Source organism: Streptomyces sp. NPDC018263, from assembly GCF_055562575.1.
The window spans coordinates 971,812-989,543 of sequence record NZ_JBVHFA010000001.1; the positions used below are offsets into that span (position 1 = coordinate 971,812).

A 17,732-nucleotide genomic window follows, 5' to 3' on the forward strand; every position below is an offset into this window, starting at 1 on the left:
GCCGGCCCTAGGCCGTGATGTCCTTCGCCGTGAACCGCGCCCACGCCAGCGTGCCGAACACCGCCGCGTAGATCCCCTGGAGGACCAGGTTGCGGCGGAGGTCGTCCCAGAGGAGCGGATCGCGCAGGAGGTCGGCGAAGGACAGCCAGTAGTGGGAGAACAGGTACGGCTGGATCGCGTGGAGCTGCGGGATCTGGTCGAGGATCTGGACGGTGATCAGCAGCCCCACCGTGGTCGCCATCGCCGCGATCCCGCTGTTGGTCAGGGTCGACACGAACAGTCCGAGCGCCGCCACCCCGATCAGCGAGGCCGCCACCGCCAGGGCGATCAGCAGCGCCCGGAGCAGCCCCTCGCCGAAGCCGATCCGGGTACCGGAGATCGTGGTGACCTCTCCCAGCGGGAACAGCAGCGCGCCCACCGCCAGCGCGGACACCGCGACGACCAGCGTGGCCAGCAGGCAGAAGGCCAGGACGGTCGCGTACTTGGTCAGCAGCAGCCTGGTGCGGCCCGCCGGGGCGACCAGCAGATAGCGCAGCGTGCCCGCGCCCGCCTCCCCCGCCACCGCGTCCCCGGCGATCACCCCGACCGCCATCGGCAGGAAGAACGGCAGCGTCACCGCGAGCGCGGTGAAGACCAGGAACAGCCCGTTGTTGGTGACCTGCGCGATGAACGCGGGCCCCTCGCCGCCCCGGTCCGGGTCCCCGCCGCCTCCCGTCTCGACCCGTACCGCGATCCCGATCAGCACCGGCACCGCGGCCAGCACCCCGAGCAGCACCAGGGTGCGCCAGCGGCGCAGGGTGGTGACCAGCTCGCTGCGCAGCAGCCCGAACGTCCACAGGGGCCGGGGCGCGGTGGGGTACGTGGTCTCAGCCCGCGACATCGAAGCCCTCTCCGGTCAAAGCCACGAACGCGTCCTCCAGCGAGGCCCGTTCCAGGGTGAACCCCCGTACCCGCACGCCCGCCGCGACCAGGGCGGCGTTCACCTCGGCGAGGTCGCGGTCGGGCGGTTCCCCGGTGACCGCCTGGCCGGTCACGGTGAGGTCGGTGACGCCCTGTTCCTTGAGCACGCGGGCCGCGTCGGCCGGGTCCGGCGTGGTCACGGCGAGCCGGCCGCGCGCCCCGGCGGACAGGTCGGCCACCGCGCCCTGGATGACGAGCCGGCCGCGGGTCATCACCGCCGCGTGGGTGCAGACCTGCTCGATCTCGTCGAGGAGGTGGGAGGAGAGGAAGACGGTGGTGCCGTCGGCGGCCAGTTCCCGGATCAGGCCGCGGATCTCGCGCATGCCCTGCGGATCGAGCCCGTTGGTGGGCTCGTCCAGCACGAGCAGGCGGCGCGGCCGGAGCAGGGCGGCGGCCAGGCCGAGGCGCTGCTTCATGCCGAGCGAGTACGCCCTTGCCTTCTTGCCCCCGGCCGCGGCGAGCCCCACCCGCTCCAGCGCGGCGGCGGTGCGGGCGCGCCGGGTGCGGGGGTCGGCGGCCGGGTCGGCGGCGTCGTAGCGCAGCAGGTTGTCGCGGCCGGAGAGGAAGCCGTAGAGCGCGGGGCCCTCGATGAGGGCGCCGACCTCGGGCAGTACGGCGCGGGTGGCGCCCGGCATGGAGCGGCCCAGGACGTGCGCGGTGCCCGAGGTCGGGTCGATCAGGCCCATCAGCATGCGGATGGTGGTGGTCTTGCCGGAGCCGTTGGGGCCGAGGAAGCCGAAGACGCTGCCCGCCGGGACGGTCAGGTCCAGACCGTCCACGGCGAGCTGTCCGCCCCGGTACCGCTTGGTGAGGCCGCGCGTGGCGATGACCGGCGCGGGCTCTTCCCCCGTGGCGGACGGTGGCTCCATTCGGGTCCCTTCGCGTGTCGGGCGGGCTACTTGTCCGCGTCGGCCGCCTTGACCAGGGCGTCCTTGGTGACCGCGCCCGCGTAGACCTTGCCGTCGTCGGTGATCAGGGCGTTGACCAGGCGGGTGGAGAAGACGGTGCCCTTGCCGAAGTCGCCGGAGACCTGGTCGCCGAGCGAGCCGAGGAAGCCGTCCATCGCGCCGCCACCCTGCTGGGAGGTCTTGTCCCCCTTGGCGCCGGTGTCGAACGTGGCGATGGTGGTCCAGCCCTCGCCGATGGTGTCGGCGCCGCTCAGGTCGCCCGGCGCGAACTGCCCGCCGAAGTCGGGGGCGTGCTCCCGCCTGCCGTCCTTGCCCGGCTTCTCCTCGGTCACCTTCGCGCCCTTGGGCGGGCGGAAGTCGAAGGTGGAGGCGGGCGGGGCGGCGAAGGAGACCTTGGTGAAGCCCGCGTCGAGGACGGGGGCGCCGCCGCTCTTCGGGGTGAGGGTGAACTTCAGCGGCAGGCCGGTCTTGGCGTCGACGCCGATGGTGACGTCACGGACGGTGGAGCCGGACTGCTTGGGCTTGATCACGAGCTGGTAGGCGTCGCGGCCGGCGATACGGGCGGTGCCGTCGACGGTGACCGAGGTGGTGGAGTCGACCGACTTCAGCGCCTCCTCGGCGAAGTCGTCGGGCGTGGCGCTCGGCCGGTGCTCGCGCTTGTCGCCGGTGTGCTGGGCCGTGGTGTGGAAGACCTCGTTGCTCGCGCTGTCGTAGCCCCACACGTCCTTGTCGTTGTGGATGAGGCTGTACTCGGCGTCCCGCTCCAGCAGCGAGACCTTCTGCTTCTCGGGGCCGTCGGCGGCCACGCGCAGGGTGTGGGTGCCGGAGGCCAGCTCGGTGAGCTTGGTGCGCGGGTCGGCGGAGGAGTCGCCCTGGCCGGAGCCCATGGTGCCCTGGAGGCTGCCGAGGTCGGGCAGGCCGAGGTCGGTGCTGACCTTGACGGTGCCGGACATCCGCTGGACGTCCGACTTGGCGATCTTCTCGACGAGCTGCTGCGCGGTGATCTTCGGCAGGTCCGGGTCGCCGGAGGCGGCGAGCGCCGGGACCAGCCCGATGGTGGCGGCCGCGACACTCACCACCGCGACGGGCACGACGTACCGGGCGGCCTTGCGGCGTCCGGTACGCGGGTCCGCGTCGGGGCCGGTGCCGGTCGCGTGGTCGGATTCGTACGGTGCCATGTCTGCCTTACCTCCGTCGTCGGCGGCGGCTGCGCTCTATGGGGTCCACCTGAGCCGCCATTCTCACCCGGATCGGTGAGGAGTGGTGGTTTCCCTGGTTCCCATCACACCAATTCCGCAGTCCTCAGGCGTCAGCCCACGGAGCCAACTCGGCGTACACCTGCGGTATGACGTACGGACCGGGCGCCCGCACCGACCCGTAGGGGTCGTACGAGCGCCCGTGCGCGCTAGCCCGCCCGGTGCACCACGGCGTCGCACAGTTCGATCAGGGCGGACTTGGCGGTGCAGTCCTTCAGCGGGGCGAGGGCCGCGCGGGCCTCCTCCGCGTACCGGACCGCGTCGCGGCGGGCCTGCTCCAGCGCGGGGTGGGCGCGCAGCGCGGTGAGCGCCTCGTCGAGCCGGGCGTCGTCACTGAGGTCGGAGTCCAGCAGCTCGCACAGCGCGAGGTCGGCGGGCTCGCCGAGCCGGGCGGCACGCTCGCGCAGCCGGAGCACGGGCAGCGTGGGCACGCCCTCGCGCAGGTCGGTGCCGGGGGTCTTGCCGGACTCGTCGGAGTCGGAGGCGATGTCCAGCACGTCGTCGGCGAGCTGGAAGGCGACGCCGAGCCGCTCGCCGTACTGGGTGAGCACGTCGACCACGCTCTCCTCGGCGCCGGACATCATGGCACCGAACCGGCAGGACACGGCGACCAGCGAGCCCGTCTTGCCGGAGAGCACGTCGAGGTAGTGCTCGACCGGGTCGCGGCCGTCCTGGGGACCCGCGGTCTCCATTATCTGGCCGGTGACGAGACGCTCGAAGGCGAGGGCCTGCACCCGGACGGCCTCGGGGCCGAGATCGGCGAGTATCTGCGTGGCGCGGGCGAAGAGGAAATCGCCGGTGAGCACCGCGACCGAGTTGCCCCAGCGGGTGTTGGCGCTGTCCACGCCGCGCCGCACGGCCGCCTCGTCCATGACGTCGTCGTGGTAGAGCGTGGCCAGGTGGGTCAGCTCCACGACGACGGCCGAGGGCACGATGCGCGGGGCGTGCCGGTCGCCGAACTGGGCGGCCAGCAGCACGAGCAGCGGACGGAACCGCTTGCCGCCGGCCCGCACCAGGTGCTGGGCGGACCCGGTGATGAAGGGGACGTCGCTCTTGGTGGCCTCTAGCAGGCCCGCCTCGACAGCCGCCAGTCCGGCCTGGACATCGGCTTCCAGTGCCTGGTCCCGCACGCTCAGCCCGAACGGCCCGACGACGGTCACGAGGTTCTCCTGTCTGCTGGTGTCTGCTGGCGACTTCACGGCTTGTCGATAGGTCGCTGCCATCAGTCAAGGCAGCGTATCCGGTCCTCTTTCGATCACCGATCGCACCCACCGGTCCAGCTCGTGAGGTATCGGATTTCGTCCGTCATGTACCGAATGGGTGGACAACGGCCGGTGCAGGGGGATTCGGTCGGGCGATCCGACACCACGGGGGTCACACCGGGCCAACGAGCGGGAGGGTCCGAGAGGTTCCGTCTGCGGGGGACCGACACTCCCTAATACCCACAGACGGCTCAAATGCACATAATCCCCCATGTCTGATTTTGCGTATTTTGCGATTCCGTGAGTTGGCTCACGCGGACCGCCCTGACGCGCCTACCCCCCAAAGCCCCCCTCTCACCCCCTTCTTACCGTGCGCGGTACGGAAGTTGAGGATTGGCGGACGCAAAGGATCAAGTAGGCCATTTGGGACAGACCAAGGTCAACTAGCGCTTTGGGTGAATCCACTACTTGTTCCGGACATGTGCGGTCGCATACGTTCCCGCCCTGTCAGGCGAACGCCGAATCCTGCCGCGCCTGGCACACCCACTCACGAACTCATTCGTACGGCAGGAGCGGGGGACCCAGGTAAGCCGCCGGACCGGTGCGACCCATGTCGCGCCGGGACGGCTCGGGGTGAAGCCGAAATCGTCCCCGGTGTCCGACGGGCACCGGGGACGACGCGGCCGGGCACCTCCCCGCCCGAACCCGACAGCTCACCTCGCAGGCGACGGAGAGGAAACACCGACATGTCTGCTGCTGCTCAGCCGCGCCGTGCCCGCACCAAGCGCCTCGTCCGCACGCTCGCCGTCGCCGGTACCGGTGCCGCGATGTTCGCGCTCCCCCTCATCGGCGCCACCAGCGCCTCCGCCGCCCCGGCCGCCAAGCCCGCCGCCGCCTCCGCCGTGTACCCGAACAACCTCGACGGCTGGATCCGCCAGTCCCTGGCGATCATGGCCGAGAAGGGCATCCCGGGCACCTACAACGGCATCCACCGCAACGTGATGCGCGAGTCCTCGGGCAACCCGCTGGCCATCAACAACTGGGACATCAACGCCATCAACGGCACCCCGTCCAAGGGCCTGCTCCAGGTGATCGACCCGACCTTCCGCACGTACCACGTCGCCGGCACGTCCTTCGACCCGTACAACCCGGTCGCCAACATCACCGCCGCCTGCAACTACGCGTACCACCGCTACGGCTCGATCGACAACGTCAACGGCCCGTACTAAGCCGGTACAGCCGCCGAACCACGCCCCCGTCGCACGCCTCGCGCGTGCGGCGGGGGCCGTCGGCGTCAGCGGGGGAACAGGCGCTCCAGGACGACGGCCACCCCGTCGTCCTCGTTGGAGAGGGTCACCTCGTCGGCCACCGCCCTCAGTTCCGGGTGGGCGCCGGCCATGGCGACGCCGTGGGCCGCCCACTGGAACATCGGGATGTCGTTCGGCATGTCCCCGAAGGCCACCGTGTCCGCGCGGCCGAGGCCCAGGTGCTCGGCGGCCAGCGCCAGCCCGGTCGCCTTGGTGATGCCGCAGGGCTGGAGTTCCACCGTGCCGGGTCCCGACATGGTGACCGTGGCCAGCGAGCCGACGACCGAGCGGGCGGTGGCCGCCAGTTCGTCGTCGGACAGCCGGTCGTGGCGCAGCAGCACCTTGCTGATCGGCGCCCGCCAGAGCTGCTCGCGCCGCTCCACCCGTACGGCCGGCAGGGTCGGGTGCGGCATGCGGTAGCCGGCCTCGATCAGGGTGAGCCCGTCCACACCGTCCTGGTCGGCGGCCGCATGCACCTGGCCGACCTCGGCCTCGATCTTGCCGAGCGCGGTCTCGGCCAGCTCCCGGTCCAGCCGGACCGACCACAGCAGGGTGCCGGTGGCGGCGTCGTACACCTGGGCGCCCTGCGCGCACACCGCGAGCCCCGTGCCGCCGAGCGCGGCCAGCAGGGGGCGTACGCGGGGCGCCGGGCGGCCCGTCACCACCAGGTGCCGGGCACCGGCGCGTGCCGCCGCCGCGAGCGCGGCGAGCGACCTGGCGGAGACCGTGTCGTCGCCGCGCAGCAGCGTCCCGTCCAGGTCGGTGGCGATGAGCGAGGGACGGGAGCGAGGGGAGGGTGCGGCCATGACCAGAGAATACGGATCACCGGTCCTCCCGACTCACCACCCCGGTACCGGAGTTGACGCGTCGCTCAGCTCCGCGCGCCATGGGCCGCCGCCAGGTGTTTCGCCAGCCTCGGGGAGGCGAATTCCGTACCGCACACGAAGCGCATCACCGGGCCGTACGAAGCTGCCGCGGGCAGGCCGGTGAAGTAGAGGCCGGGCAGCGAGGAGACGTAGCCGGGGCCCAGGCGCGGGGCGCCGCGGGTGACCGCGAGGTCCGTGCGCAGGCCGGGGCCGAGGAAGTCCAGGGCGGCCAGGTCGACCCGGTAGCCGGTGGCCGCGATGACGTGGTCGGCGGTGAGCCGGTCGGTGCGGCCGCCGTGGGTGCGCACGGTGAGCACCGGTGCGCCGTCCACCGTCTCGGCGGACACCACCCGCGCCACCTCCTTCACCTGCACCCGCCCCTCGAAGCGGTCCCGCAGCCACCAGGCGCCGAGCGGCCCGAGCACCCGGCGGACCAGATGGTGCCGGGCGCCCTCGGGCAGGAAGCGGTAGGGCTGGGCGTAGTAGCTGAGCGCCCACAGCGACCAGGCGCGGCCGAACGGCGACTCGGGCCGGAACCTCGGCTGCTTCCAGGGCGGCGCGCCGAAGGCGACCTTCCCCCTCCCGCGCGAGACGACCCGTACCGCCGCGCCCGCCTCGGCGGCGAGGGCGGCGGTCTCCAGCGCGGACTGGCCGGCGCCGACGACGATCAGCTCCTTGCCCGCGAACCGGCCGAGGTCGTGGTGGAGCGAGCTGTGCGTGACCGGCGCCGGCCCGTCGAAGGCCGCTCCGGCCAGCTCCGGCGGCAGGTGGGCGAAGCCGGAGAGCCCGGTGGCGACCACCACCGCACGCGCGGCGAACTGCTCCCCCGAGTCCAGCTTCAGCTCGAACCCGCCGGGGCGCCCCCGCTCGACCGACACCACCCGGACCCGCTCCAGATCCGGCACCAGCCGCCGCTGGAACCACTCCCCGTACGCGATGAAGGTCTCCGCCGGGATGATGTCCTCGTCGGTGACCAGGCGCCGCACGCCGGCCGCGTCGCAGTAGTCGGCGAGCGTGTGGCCGGGCTGCGGGCAGTCGAGGCTCGATGCGGCCGGCGTGGATTTCAGCAGCATCCCCTCCGGCATGTGCGCGCGCCAGCTCACCATGGGGTCGCCGAAGACCCGTACGGGGAGGCCGCGCGCCCGCAGATGGGCGGCGGTGGACAGGCCGTACGGCCCGGCCCCGATGACTGCAACCGGTCGGATCACGAAGTCCCTCCCCAGGACGCTGTGCGCCACGTGCGTGGCCTTGCCTACTTCGTGGAGTGCGAGGTGCCGCCGCCCCGGCGGCTGGTCCGCCAGAGCTGGTAGAGATGCTTCGCGCCGGGGCGGCCGAAGCGGGCGAGCATCGTGAGGAACGGCATCGGGTCGTCGCCCGCGAGCCACGCCAGCTCCGTGCCCTCGGCCCGCGCGGGGGCGGACGGCGTGGTGTAGCCGCTGCGCCGGTAGGCGAGCAGGGCGGGCAGGTCGATGTTCTCCACGACGAACCGCCGCCCGGCCCGCTGCTCCCCCTCGGGCACGGCCCGGCCGGTGAGGTTCAGATGCAAAGCCCGTACGACGTCCACGCCCGACTCGCTCTCGAAGAGCCGGAACTGGGCGCCCATCCGGGGGTTGAAGTCCAGCAGCTTGTACTGGCCGTCGCGGCGGTCGAAGCGCAGGTCGAGGTCGGCCACCCCGGCGAAGCCGAGCCGCTTCACGAACCTCGTCGCCAGGTCCGCGAGTTCGGGGTTGTCGACCACGTAGGCGTGGGCCGTCATGCCCGCGTGCGGGGGCCAGGAGCGGACCTTGACGCCGGTGAAGACGGCGAGCGGGTTGGCGTCCGCGTCGAAGCAGGCGTGCACGATCCAGTCCTCGGCCGCCTCCCTCGGCAGGTACTCCTGGAGGATCACCCCGGGGTCGTCGCCCCAGTCGCGGGCCAGGGCCAGCAGTCCGGCGCGGCTGCCGATCCGGGTGGTGCCGCCGACCGCCGGGCGGCTGCGCCGGACGAACGCCTCCCGGTTCTTGGCCACCACCGGGAAGAGCGCCTCGTCCGCGAAGGCCACGACCTGGTCGTACGAGGTCGGGAAGACGGTCGTGGGGCTGGCGACACCGTGCTCCTCGCACAGCTCGTGCAGCCCCTGCTTGCTGGCCAGCCGTCTCGGCAGGGCCGGGTCGACGGGCGGGAAGAGGAAGGTGCCGGACAGCTCGTCCTGGTGCTCGGCGATGAGAACGGCCGCTTCCTCGTCGGTCGGGATCAGCACGGCCGGGCGGCCGATGCGGCGCCCGATCCGGCGCAGCCCCTCCACCAGGTGCTCCGGCTCCTCCGCGCCGGTCGTCGGCCAGACGAACGCCCGCCGCAGATAGCGGGAGGCGGCGGCCGGGGTGTACGGGTCCTCGGTGATGGCATACATCGGCACGCCCAGCCGGCCGAGGCTGCGGATCGCGCCGACGCCGCCGTGGTGCAGCGGATATCCGCCGAACTTGACTATCAGGCCAGGCACTTCGCGGTCCGCCTCGATGGGCGCGCCAAAGCGTCTTCCGGCCACGGGTCCCCCCACGTGTCCCCCTTTTGGACCGGACCCACCCCGTCCGTGTCCCCCGAAGGACGCTAAGCCGGAACACTTCCCTCCGACAAGCACTACTCGGACGTTGCGAACTCTTTAGACATGCCCCCCACCGGCCGTCGCACCCTGCCCAACACACCGGTTCCGGCCGTAACGTGTGGCCCGACGCTATGGATCATCAACCCAGGCCGACGCGGATGAGAGTGAGGCAGCACCCCATGCCCCCCGTGCCACCGTTCGACGTTCCCGAGGGCGACCCCTTCGGTCCGCACAACCTGCCCTATGGCGTGTTCTCGCCGTCCGGCAGCACTGATCGCCGGATCGGCGTCCGGCTCGGCGACCATGTGCTGGACGCGGGCGCCGCCGCCCGTGCGCTGGACTTCCCGCACGCGGACATGCTCTGCGCGCCAAACCTCAACCCGCTGCTGGCCTCCGGTCCCGCCGTCTGGGCCGAGGTGCGCGCGGCGCTCACCGACTGGGTCACCCGGCCCGCGCACCGGGCCGCCGCCGAGCCCCACTTCCACGAGCTGTCGCAGATCACGCTGCACCTGCCGTTCGAGGTGGCCGACTACGTCGACTTCTACGCCTCCGAGCACCACGCCCGGAACGTCGGGCAGATCTTCCGTCCCGACTCCCCCGACCCGCTCACCCCCAACTGGAAGCATCTGCCCATCGGGTACCACGGCCGCGCGGGCACGGTCGTGGTCTCCGGCACCGATGTGGTCCGCCCCTCCGGCCAGCGCAAGGCCCCCGCCGACCCGGCCCCGGTCTTCGGGCCGTCGATCCGGCTCGACATCGAGGCGGAGGTCGGCTTCGTGGTGGGCGTGCCCTCCGCGCAGGGCACCCCGGTCCCGCTGACCGCGTTCCGCGACCACGTCTTCGGCCTCTGCCTGCTCAACGACTGGTCCGCGCGCGACATCCAGGCGTGGGAGTACGTGCCCCTCGGCCCCTTCCTCGGCAAATCCTTCGCCACCTCGGTCTCGGCGTGGATCACCCCGCTGGCCGCGCTGGACGACGCGCGGGTGGCCCCGCCCGAGCGCACCCACCCGCTGCTGCCCTACCTGGACGACTCCGCCCCCGGCGTCGAGCCCGGCGGCTACGACCTGCGGATCTCCGTCGCGATCAATGGCCAGGTGGTGGCCGAGCCGCCCTTCTCCACCATGTACTGGACCGCCGCCCAGCAGCTCGCCCACCTCACGGTGAACGGCGCCTCGCTGCGCACCGGTGACCTCTACGCCTCCGGCACGGTCAGCGGGCCGGCCGAGGGGCAGCGGGGGTCGCTGCTGGAGCTGACCTGGAACGGGCGCGATCCGCTCGAACTCCCCGATGGGAAGCGGGCGTTCCTGGAGGACGGGGACGTGGTGACCTTCACGGCCTGGGCACCGGGGAAGGACGGCGGGCGGATCGGGCTCGGGGAGGTCGAGGGGCGGATCGTCAGCGGCTGAGGCGGGCGCGGGCCGGGGGCGGCCGGGGGCCGGAGCCGACGGGGGGCGGCTGTGCCGTACGCCTGTCTTCGGCGGGCGCGGGCCGTCATACTGACGGCGTACACAACAGGCGGCGCGCACCCTGCTCCCCAGCGGGCCGTCCCCCTTCCGACCAGGCACGTCCGACAGGAACCGGAGCCCCGGCATGACCGTCTGCCTGCTCCTGCTGACCGTCCTCGCCCTGACGGCCGCCGTACCGGCGCCCCGGGCGCTGACCCGTGCCGACTGGCCGGAGCGGGAGCCGGTGGTGGCGCTGTGGGTGTGGCAGTGCCTGGTCGCCACGGTGCTGCTGTGCTGCCTGACCGCGCTGGTCCTGGGCGCGGCGGCGGTCTTCCACACCGTGCGCGACCATGTCTTCGCCCCGGCTCCGCCCGCCGTCACCGCCGCCTACGATCTGTCGGCCGCGCCCTTCTGGGCCGCCGCCCTCACCCTGCTGCTGGCGGCCGGTGCGGCCTGGACCACGGCGATGCTGGGCCGCGAGCTGACCGAGGCGCGGCGGCGGCGCGGGGCGGCCCGCGCCCGGCTGCGGGAGCGGGCGCCGGACCTGCCGGGCGGGCTGCCCCCGGCGCGCGGTCCGCTGCTGGTGCTGGAGGACGAGTACCCGGACGCCTGGTGGATGCCCGGCCATCCGGCCCAACTGGTGGTGACCACGGGCGCGTTGCACCGGCTCACCGGGCATCAGGTCGACGCGGTCCTCACCCATGAGCGGGGGCACGCCCGCGCCCACCACGACTGGCTGCTGCATCTGTCCAGCGCGCTCGCCACGGGCTTTCCGCGCATCCCGCTCTTCGCGCACTTCTGCGACCAGACGCACCGGCTGGTGGAGCTGGCCGCCGACGACACCGCCTCCCGGCGCTGCGGGCATGTCACCACCGCGCTGGCCCTGATCGAGCTGAACCAGCACCGGGGCGTGCTGTCCTGCGCCTCCAGCCGCCGCCTGCTCGGGGAGCGGGTCGACCGGCTGCTGGAGCCGCCGCCCCGGCTGCCGCGCGGACACCGGGCGCTGACCACGGCCCTGGCCGCGCTGGTGCCGTTGCTGCCGCTGCTGATCACCTTCGCGCCGGGGCTGACGGCACTGGCGTGAGCCTGCTGGTCAGGACCAGTCGGGCTCCTCCTCGCCCTCGGGCCAGTGCAGGTCGGGGGAATCGGCGGCGGGGACCGGGGCGGGAGCGGCGGCCGGGGTCTTCGGTGCGGCTTCCGGGGCGCCGGCCGGGGCGGACTGGGCCTCCAGCACCGCGAGCACCCCCTCCCCGTAGGTGGCGAGCTTCTTCTCGCCGACCCCGTTCAGCGTGCCCAGCTCGGCCACCGAGCGGGGCCGGCTGGTGGCGATCTCGCGGAGCGTGGCGTCGTGGAAGATGACGTACGCCGGGACGCCCTGCTCCTTCGCCTGTTCCGCGCGCCAGGCGCGCAGCGCCTCGAAGACGGGGACCAGCTCGGCCGGCAGCTCGGCCGCGGCGGTCCTGCCCTTGCGGTCGCCCCGGCCGGCGGCCCGGGCGGTGGTCGGGCGCTTGGGCTCCTTGCGCAGCGGCACCTCGCGCTCGCGGCGCAGCACCTCGCCGCTGGCCTCGGTGAGCACCAGCGTGCCGTACTCCCCCTCGACGGCCAGCAGCCCCTGCGCGAGCAACTGCCGCACCACGCCGCGCCATTCGCCTTCGGCGAGGTCGTCGCCGATGCCGAAGACGGAGAGCTGGTCGTGGTCGAACTGGATGACCTTGGCGGTGCGCTTGCCGAGCAGGATGTCCACGATCTGCACGGTGCCGAACTTCTGGCCGCGCTCGCGCTGGAGCCGGACCACGGTGGAGAGCACCTTCTGCGCCGCCACCGTGCCGTCCCAGGTCTCCGGGGCGGTGAGGCAGGTGTCGCAGTTGCCGCAGCCCTCCTCGGTGGGGTCCTGGCCGAAGTAGGCGAGGAGCTGGCCCCGGCGGCAGCGGACGGTCTCGCACAGGGCGAGCATCGCGTCCAGGTGGGAGGCGGCGCGGCGGCGGAACGCCTCGTCCCCCTCGCCGGACTGGATCAGCTTGCGCTGCTGCACGACGTCGTTGAGCCCGTACGCCATCCAGGCCGTGGACGGCAGCCCGTCGCGGCCCGCGCGGCCGGTCTCCTGGTAGTAGCCCTCGATGGACTTGGGCAGGTCGAGGTGGGCGACGAAGCGGACGTCGGGCTTGTCGATGCCCATGCCGAAGGCGATGGTGGCGACGACCACCAGGCCGTCCTCGCGCAGGAACCGGGACTGGTGGCGGGCGCGCGTGGCCGCGTCCAGGCCCGCGTGGTACGGGACGGCCGCGATGCCGTTGGCGGTGAGGAACTCGGCGGTGCGCTCGACGGAGTTGCGGGAGAGGCAGTAGACGATGCCGGCGTCGCCCGCGTGCTCCTCGCGGAGGAAGGCGAGGAGCTGCTTCTTGGGGTCGGCCTTGGAGACGATCCGGTACTGGATGTTCGGGCGGTCGAAGCTGGCGACGAAGTGGCGGGCGTCGGGGAGGCCCAGCCGCTGGGTGATCTCCTGGTGGGTGGCGCGGGTGGCGGTGGCGGTCAGGGCGATCCGGGGCACGTCCGGCCAGCGCTCGCCGAGCAGCGAGAGGTTCAGGTAGTCCGGGCGGAAGTCGTGGCCCCACTGGGAGACACAGTGCGCCTCGTCGATCGCGAAGACGGAGATCTTGCCGCGGGAGAGCAGGTCGAGCGTGGCGTCCACGCGCAGCCGCTCCGGGGCCAGGTAGAGCAGGTCCAGCTCACCGGCGAGGAACTCGGCCTCCACCGTGCGGCGCTCGTCGAAGTCCTGCGTGGAGTTGATGAACCCCGCCCGCACGCCGAGCGCGCGCAGCGCGTCCACCTGGTCCTGCATGAGCGCGATCAGCGGCGAGACCACGACACCGGTGCCCGGCCTGACCAGCGCCGGGATCTGGTAGCACAGCGACTTGCCGCCACCGGTCGGCATGAGCACCAGCGCGTCCCCGCCGGCCACCACATGCTCGATGATCGCTTCCTGCTCCCCCCGGAACGCGTCGTACCCGAACACCCGGTGCAGCGTGGCCAGCGCCTCACTCTCGACCGCGCCCGGCCCCTCGGTCACCACTGCCATCTCGCCGATCCCACCTGTCCCACTCATCGCCACACCCGGTACGCCGCACCTCGACCACCGCCTCCACCATAGGCGCCCCCGCCGACAGCCTCCGGAGTTATCCACAGGTTCGTGAATGTGCATGCCTGAGGCATATGCCACGTCGCCCTGTCCGGAACACGGCCATAGTTCACACGTTCGCGGGAGACCTGCCCGTTTCCCGTCGATAGTCTGGATGCTCCGGCGAGACTCCGTCCCATGGGAGCACTGATGAGCGTCGCACCGAAGGCGTCCACACCCGCCTGGCCGACCCCGCCCCAGGGCGGGTGGACCGCCGACGACCTGGACCAGCTTCCGAATCTTCCTCCGCACACGGAGTTGATCGACGGGAGTCTGGTCTTCGTGAGTCCGCAAACCTTCTTCCACAGTCGTGTGGTCAGTTTTCTGGAGTGGCAGCTCCAGTCGGTGGCGCCGGCGGAACTGGAGGTCGTCCGGGAATTCACCATTGACATCGACCACCAGAACCGGCCGGAACCGGACGTGGTCGTGGCTCGCGCGGATGTCGTGGCTCCCGAGCAGACGAGGTTTCCCGCAGAGGCCGTGGTCCTTGCCGTCGAGGTCGTCTCCGAGGAATCCACTTCCCGCGACCGCGAGACCAAGCCGATGAAGTACGCCCGCGCCAAGATCCCGCACTTCTGGCGGGTCGAGAACGAGCGGGGTCGCGCCGTGATCCACGCCTTCGAGCTGGAGCCGACCACGGGTACGTACACCAGCGTGGGCATCTTCCGGGACCGGATGAAGGCCGAGGCACCGTTCCCCGTCGACCTGGACCTCAGCAGGATCAAGACCCGCCGGGACACCGCCGAGTAGCCACCGCTCGCACACACGACGGCCCGGCCCCCGAAATCGCGGGGTGCCGGGCCGTCGTGTCGGATCAGCGGACGAACACCCCCGCGCTCCCCGCCAGATCGAGGAAGTACTGCGGCGCCACGCCCAGCACCACCGTCACCGCCACGCCCACCGCGATGGCGGTCGTGGTGAGGGGGGAGGGGACGGCGACCGTGGGTCCGTCGGGCTTGGGGTCGCTGAAGAACATCAGGACGATGACGCGGATGTAGAAGAAGGCGGCGATGGCCGAGGAGATGACGCCGACCACGACCAGCGGAGCCGCGCCGCCCTCCGCAGCCGCCCGGAAGACCGCGAACTTTCCGGCGAAGCCGCTGGTCAGCGGGATGCCGGCGAAGGCGAGCAGGAAGACGGCGAAGACCGCGGCGACCAGGGGTGAGCGACGGCCGAGGCCCGCCCACTGGGAGAGGTGGGTCGCCTCGCCGCCCGCGTCGCGGACCAGGGTGACCACGGCGAAGGCGCCGATCGTCACGAAGGAGTACCCGGCGAGGTAGAAGAGGACCGCCGAGACGCCGTCCTCGGTCGTCGCGATCACACCGGCGAGGATGAAGCCCGCGTGCGCGATGGACGAGTACGCCAGCAGCCGCTTGATGTCGGTCTGGGTGATCGCGACGATCGCGCCGGCCAGCATGGTGACGATCGCCACGCCCCACATCACCGGCCGCCAGTCCCAGCGCAGCCCCGGCAGCACCACGTACAGCAGCCGCAGCAGCGCGCCGAAGGCGGCCACCTTGGTCGCGGCCGCCATGAAGCCGGTCACCGGGGTCGGGGCACCCTGGTACACGTCCGGGGTCCACATGTGGAACGGCACCGCGCCCACCTTGAACAGCAGGCCCATCACCAGCAGCGCCATGCCGATCAGCAGCAGCGCGTCGTTGCCCATGGTGTCCGCGAGCGCCGGATCGATGCCGCTGACCGTGCCGTCCACGACGGCCGCGACGCGCGCGTACGACACCGAGCCCGCGTAGCCGTACAGCAGGGCGATGCCGAACAGGGTGAACGCCGAGGCGAACGCGCCCAGCAGGAAGTACTTGACCGCGGCCTCCTGCGACATCAGCCGCTTGCGGCGGGCCAGCGCGCACAGCAGGTAGAGCGGGAGGGAGAGCACCTCCAGGGCGACGAACAGCGTCAGCAGGTCGTTCGCCGCGGGGAAGACCAGCATGCCCGCGACCGCGAAGAGCAGCAGTGGGAACACCTCGGTGGTGGTGAACCCGGCCTTCACGGCCGCCTGTTCACCCTCACCGCCCGGTACGGAGGCGGCCTGCGCCGCGAAGGAGTCGACCCGGTTGCCGTGCGCCGCCGGGTCCAGGCGCCGCTCCGCGAAGGTGAAGAGCGCGACCAGCGCGGCCAGCAGGATCGTGCCCTCAAGGAAGAGCGCTGGTCCGTCCACCGCGACCGCGCCCATGGCCGCGATGTGCGCCTTGGTGGTGCCGTACCCGCCCGCCGCGAGCGCGACGACCGCGGCGAAGGCGGCGCACAGCGCGACGGCGGAGACGAACACCTGGGCGTAGTAGCGGGAGCGGCGCGGTACGAACGCCTCGACGAGCACGCCGATGAGGGCGGCGCCGAAGACGATCAGCGTCGGCGACAATTGTCCGTATTCGATCTTCGGCGTGTCGATCTTCGAGATCGGATCGGCCGCCGTTGTCCACAGGCTGTGGACGGCTGTTGCGCTCACTTGGCCGCCTCCACCGCGGGCTTGGGGTCCTTCTGCTGGACGTCGGACATGGTCTGCTTGACCGCCGGGTCGACGATGCTGGTCAGCGGCTTCGGATAGACGCCGAGGAGGACCAGCAGCACGATCAGCGGCGCGACGACCAGCACCTCACGCACCTTCAGGTCGGGCATCGCCGAGACCTCCGGCTTCACCGGCCCGGTCATCGTGCGCTGGTACAGCACCAGCGTGTACAGCGCGGCCAGCACGATGCCGACGGTGGCGATGATCCCGATCACCGGATACCGGCTGAACGTGCCGACCAGCACCAGGAACTCGCTGACGAACGGCGCCAGTCCGGGCAGCGACAGGGTCGCCAGGCCGCCGATCAGGAAGGTGCCGGCGAGCACCGGGGCGACCTTCTGCACCCCGCCGTAGTCCGCGATGAGCCGGGAGCCGCGCCGGGAGATCAGGAACCCGGCGACCAGCATCAGCGCGGCCGTCGAGATGCCGTGGTTGACCATGTAGAGGGTCGCGCCGGACTGGCCCTGGGTCGTCATCGCGAAGATGCCCATCACGATGAAGCCGAAGTGCGAGATCGACGCGTACGCCACCAGCCGCTTGATGTCCCGCTGGCCGACCGCGAGCAGCGCCCCGTAGATGATGCTGATCAGGGCCAGGACGAGGATCACCGGCGTCGCCCACTTCGACGCCTCCGGGAAGAGCTGGAGGCAGAAGCGGAGCATGGCGAAGGTGCCGACCTTGTCGACCACCGCCGTGATGAGCACCGCGACCGGCGCGGTGGACTCCTGCATGGCGTTGGGCAGCCAGGTGTGCAGCGGCCACAGCGGCGCCTTCACCGCGAAGGCGAAGAAGAAGCCGAGGAACAGCCAGCGTTCGGTGCTGGTCGCCATGGTCAGCGAGCCGTCGGCACGGGCCTGGACGATCTCCTGGAGGCTGAAGCTCCCGGCGACCACGTACAGCCCGATCACCGCGGCCAGCATGATCAGACCGCCGGCCAGGTTGTAGAGGAGGAACTTCACCGCCGCGTACGACCGCTGGGTGGACGCGGCCTCCTCGCCCTGGCTGTGCGCCCGGTCCCCGAAGCCGCCGATGAGGAAGTACATCGGGATCAGCATGGCTTCGAAGAAGATGTAGAAGACGAAGACGTCGGTCGCCTCGAAGGAGATGATCACCATCGCCTCGACGGCCAGGATCAGCGCGAAGAAGCCCTGCGTGGGCCGCCACCGCTTGCTCCCCGTCTCCAGGGGGTCGGCGTCGTGCCAGCCCGCCAGCACGATGAACGGCATCAGCAGCGCGGTCAGCCCGATCAGGGCCACCGCGATGCCGTCCACGCCCAGTTCGTAGCGCACCCCGAAGTCCCTGATCCAGGAGTGGGACTCGGTGAGCTGGTAGCGGGCGCCGTCCGGGTCGAAGCGGACCAGGACGACGATCGCCAGCGCGAGCGTGGCCAGCGAGACCAGCAGGGCCAGCCACTTGGCGGCGGTGCGCTGCCGGGCCGGCACGGCGGCCGTGGCCACCGCGCCGAGCGCCGGGAGCGCGGCTGTCGCGGTCAGCAGGGGAAATGACAT

At 71.9% G+C, this 17,732-nt stretch carries 14 protein-coding genes and 1 riboswitch; of the genes, 4 read left to right on the plus strand and 10 right to left on the minus strand.

The window, feature by feature from the left end:
- Window positions 1-7: 7 nt before the first annotated feature.
- The 4 genes from ACZ3HQ_RS04590 to ACZ3HQ_RS04605 all read right to left on the minus strand — a co-directional run bounded on the left by ACZ3HQ_RS04590 (window position 8) and on the right by ACZ3HQ_RS04605 (window position 4,284).
- Window positions 8-880 (minus strand): ABC transporter permease, encoded by an 873-nt coding sequence (locus ACZ3HQ_RS04590; protein ID WP_467507889.1) that lies wholly within the window; start codon window positions 878-880, stop codon window positions 8-10.
- Complete coding sequence (locus ACZ3HQ_RS04595) at window positions 867-1,829, minus strand: ABC transporter ATP-binding protein (RefSeq protein WP_467507891.1); 963 nt, start codon at window positions 1,827-1,829, stop codon at window positions 867-869. The genes ACZ3HQ_RS04590 and ACZ3HQ_RS04595 overlap by 14 nt, the downstream gene beginning before the upstream one ends.
- A 26-nt stretch (window positions 1,830-1,855) precedes the next feature.
- The gene (locus ACZ3HQ_RS04600; protein ID WP_467507893.1) at window positions 1,856-3,046 is read right to left on the minus strand and encodes a LolA family protein; all 1,191 of its coding nucleotides are present in this window, start codon (window positions 3,044-3,046) and stop codon (window positions 1,856-1,858) included.
- 227 nt (window positions 3,047-3,273) lie between these two features.
- Entirely contained in the window at window positions 3,274-4,284 is a 1,011-nt protein-coding gene (locus ACZ3HQ_RS04605) for a polyprenyl synthetase family protein (RefSeq protein WP_467508007.1), read from the minus strand.
- 584 nt (window positions 4,285-4,868) lie between these two features.
- Window positions 4,869-5,068: riboswitch (cyclic di-AMP (ydaO/yuaA leader) on the plus strand.
- A gap of 4 nt (window positions 5,069-5,072) precedes the next feature.
- On the opposite strand from ACZ3HQ_RS04605, the gene ACZ3HQ_RS04610 reads away from it, so the two are divergent.
- Window positions 5,073-5,555 (plus strand): transglycosylase SLT domain-containing protein, encoded by a 483-nt coding sequence (locus tag ACZ3HQ_RS04610; protein WP_399566793.1) that lies wholly within the window; start codon window positions 5,073-5,075, stop codon window positions 5,553-5,555.
- A 65-nt stretch (window positions 5,556-5,620) separates the two neighbouring features.
- Here ACZ3HQ_RS04610 and ACZ3HQ_RS04615 read toward each other — a convergent pair whose 3' ends face one another.
- The 3 genes from ACZ3HQ_RS04615 to ACZ3HQ_RS04625 all read right to left on the minus strand — a co-directional run bounded on the left by ACZ3HQ_RS04615 (window position 5,621) and on the right by ACZ3HQ_RS04625 (window position 8,978).
- A complete protein-coding gene (locus ACZ3HQ_RS04615) occupies window positions 5,621-6,439 on the minus strand; it encodes an HAD family hydrolase (RefSeq protein WP_467507894.1) in 819 nt (272 codons plus the stop codon).
- Between the two features lie 65 nt (window positions 6,440-6,504).
- Window positions 6,505-7,707 (minus strand): FAD-dependent oxidoreductase, encoded by a 1,203-nt coding sequence (locus ACZ3HQ_RS04620; protein ID WP_467507895.1) that lies wholly within the window; start codon window positions 7,705-7,707, stop codon window positions 6,505-6,507.
- Window positions 7,708-7,751: 44 nt separating this feature from the next.
- Window positions 7,752-8,978: a carboxylate--amine ligase gene (locus tag ACZ3HQ_RS04625; RefSeq protein ID WP_467507896.1), complete on the minus strand. Its 1,227-nt coding sequence runs from the start codon at window positions 8,976-8,978 to the stop codon at window positions 7,752-7,754.
- A gap of 290 nt (window positions 8,979-9,268) precedes the next feature.
- Here ACZ3HQ_RS04625 and fahA point away from each other — a divergent pair, with 290 nt between their 5' ends.
- A complete protein-coding gene (gene fahA / locus ACZ3HQ_RS04630) occupies window positions 9,269-10,486 on the plus strand; it encodes a fumarylacetoacetase (RefSeq protein ID WP_467508009.1) in 1,218 nt (405 codons plus the stop codon).
- Between the two features lie 184 nt (window positions 10,487-10,670).
- Entirely contained in the window at window positions 10,671-11,609 is a 939-nt protein-coding gene (locus ACZ3HQ_RS04635; RefSeq protein WP_467507898.1) for a M56 family metallopeptidase, read from the plus strand.
- A gap of 9 nt (window positions 11,610-11,618) precedes the next feature.
- Here ACZ3HQ_RS04635 and recQ read toward each other — a convergent pair whose 3' ends face one another.
- Window positions 11,619-13,628 (minus strand): DNA helicase RecQ, encoded by a 2,010-nt coding sequence (recQ, locus tag ACZ3HQ_RS04640; RefSeq protein WP_467507900.1) that lies wholly within the window; start codon window positions 13,626-13,628, stop codon window positions 11,619-11,621.
- Window positions 13,629-13,850: 222 nt separating this feature from the next.
- On the opposite strand from recQ, the gene ACZ3HQ_RS04645 reads away from it, so the two are divergent.
- On the plus strand, window positions 13,851-14,450 hold the full coding sequence (locus ACZ3HQ_RS04645; protein WP_467507902.1) for a Uma2 family endonuclease: 600 nt from the start codon (window positions 13,851-13,853) through the stop codon (window positions 14,448-14,450).
- 64 nt (window positions 14,451-14,514) lie between these two features.
- On the opposite strand, the gene nuoN is transcribed toward ACZ3HQ_RS04645, so the two are convergent.
- Together nuoN and ACZ3HQ_RS04655 are read right to left on the minus strand one after the other, a co-directional pair.
- The gene (gene nuoN / locus ACZ3HQ_RS04650) at window positions 14,515-16,164 is read right to left on the minus strand and encodes an NADH-quinone oxidoreductase subunit NuoN (RefSeq protein WP_467507904.1); all 1,650 of its coding nucleotides are present in this window, start codon (window positions 16,162-16,164) and stop codon (window positions 14,515-14,517) included.
- Window positions 16,161-17,732, minus strand: a complete 1,572-nt coding sequence (locus tag ACZ3HQ_RS04655; protein ID WP_467507906.1) for an NADH-quinone oxidoreductase subunit M — start codon at window positions 17,730-17,732, stop codon at window positions 16,161-16,163. The genes nuoN and ACZ3HQ_RS04655 overlap by 4 nt, the downstream gene beginning before the upstream one ends.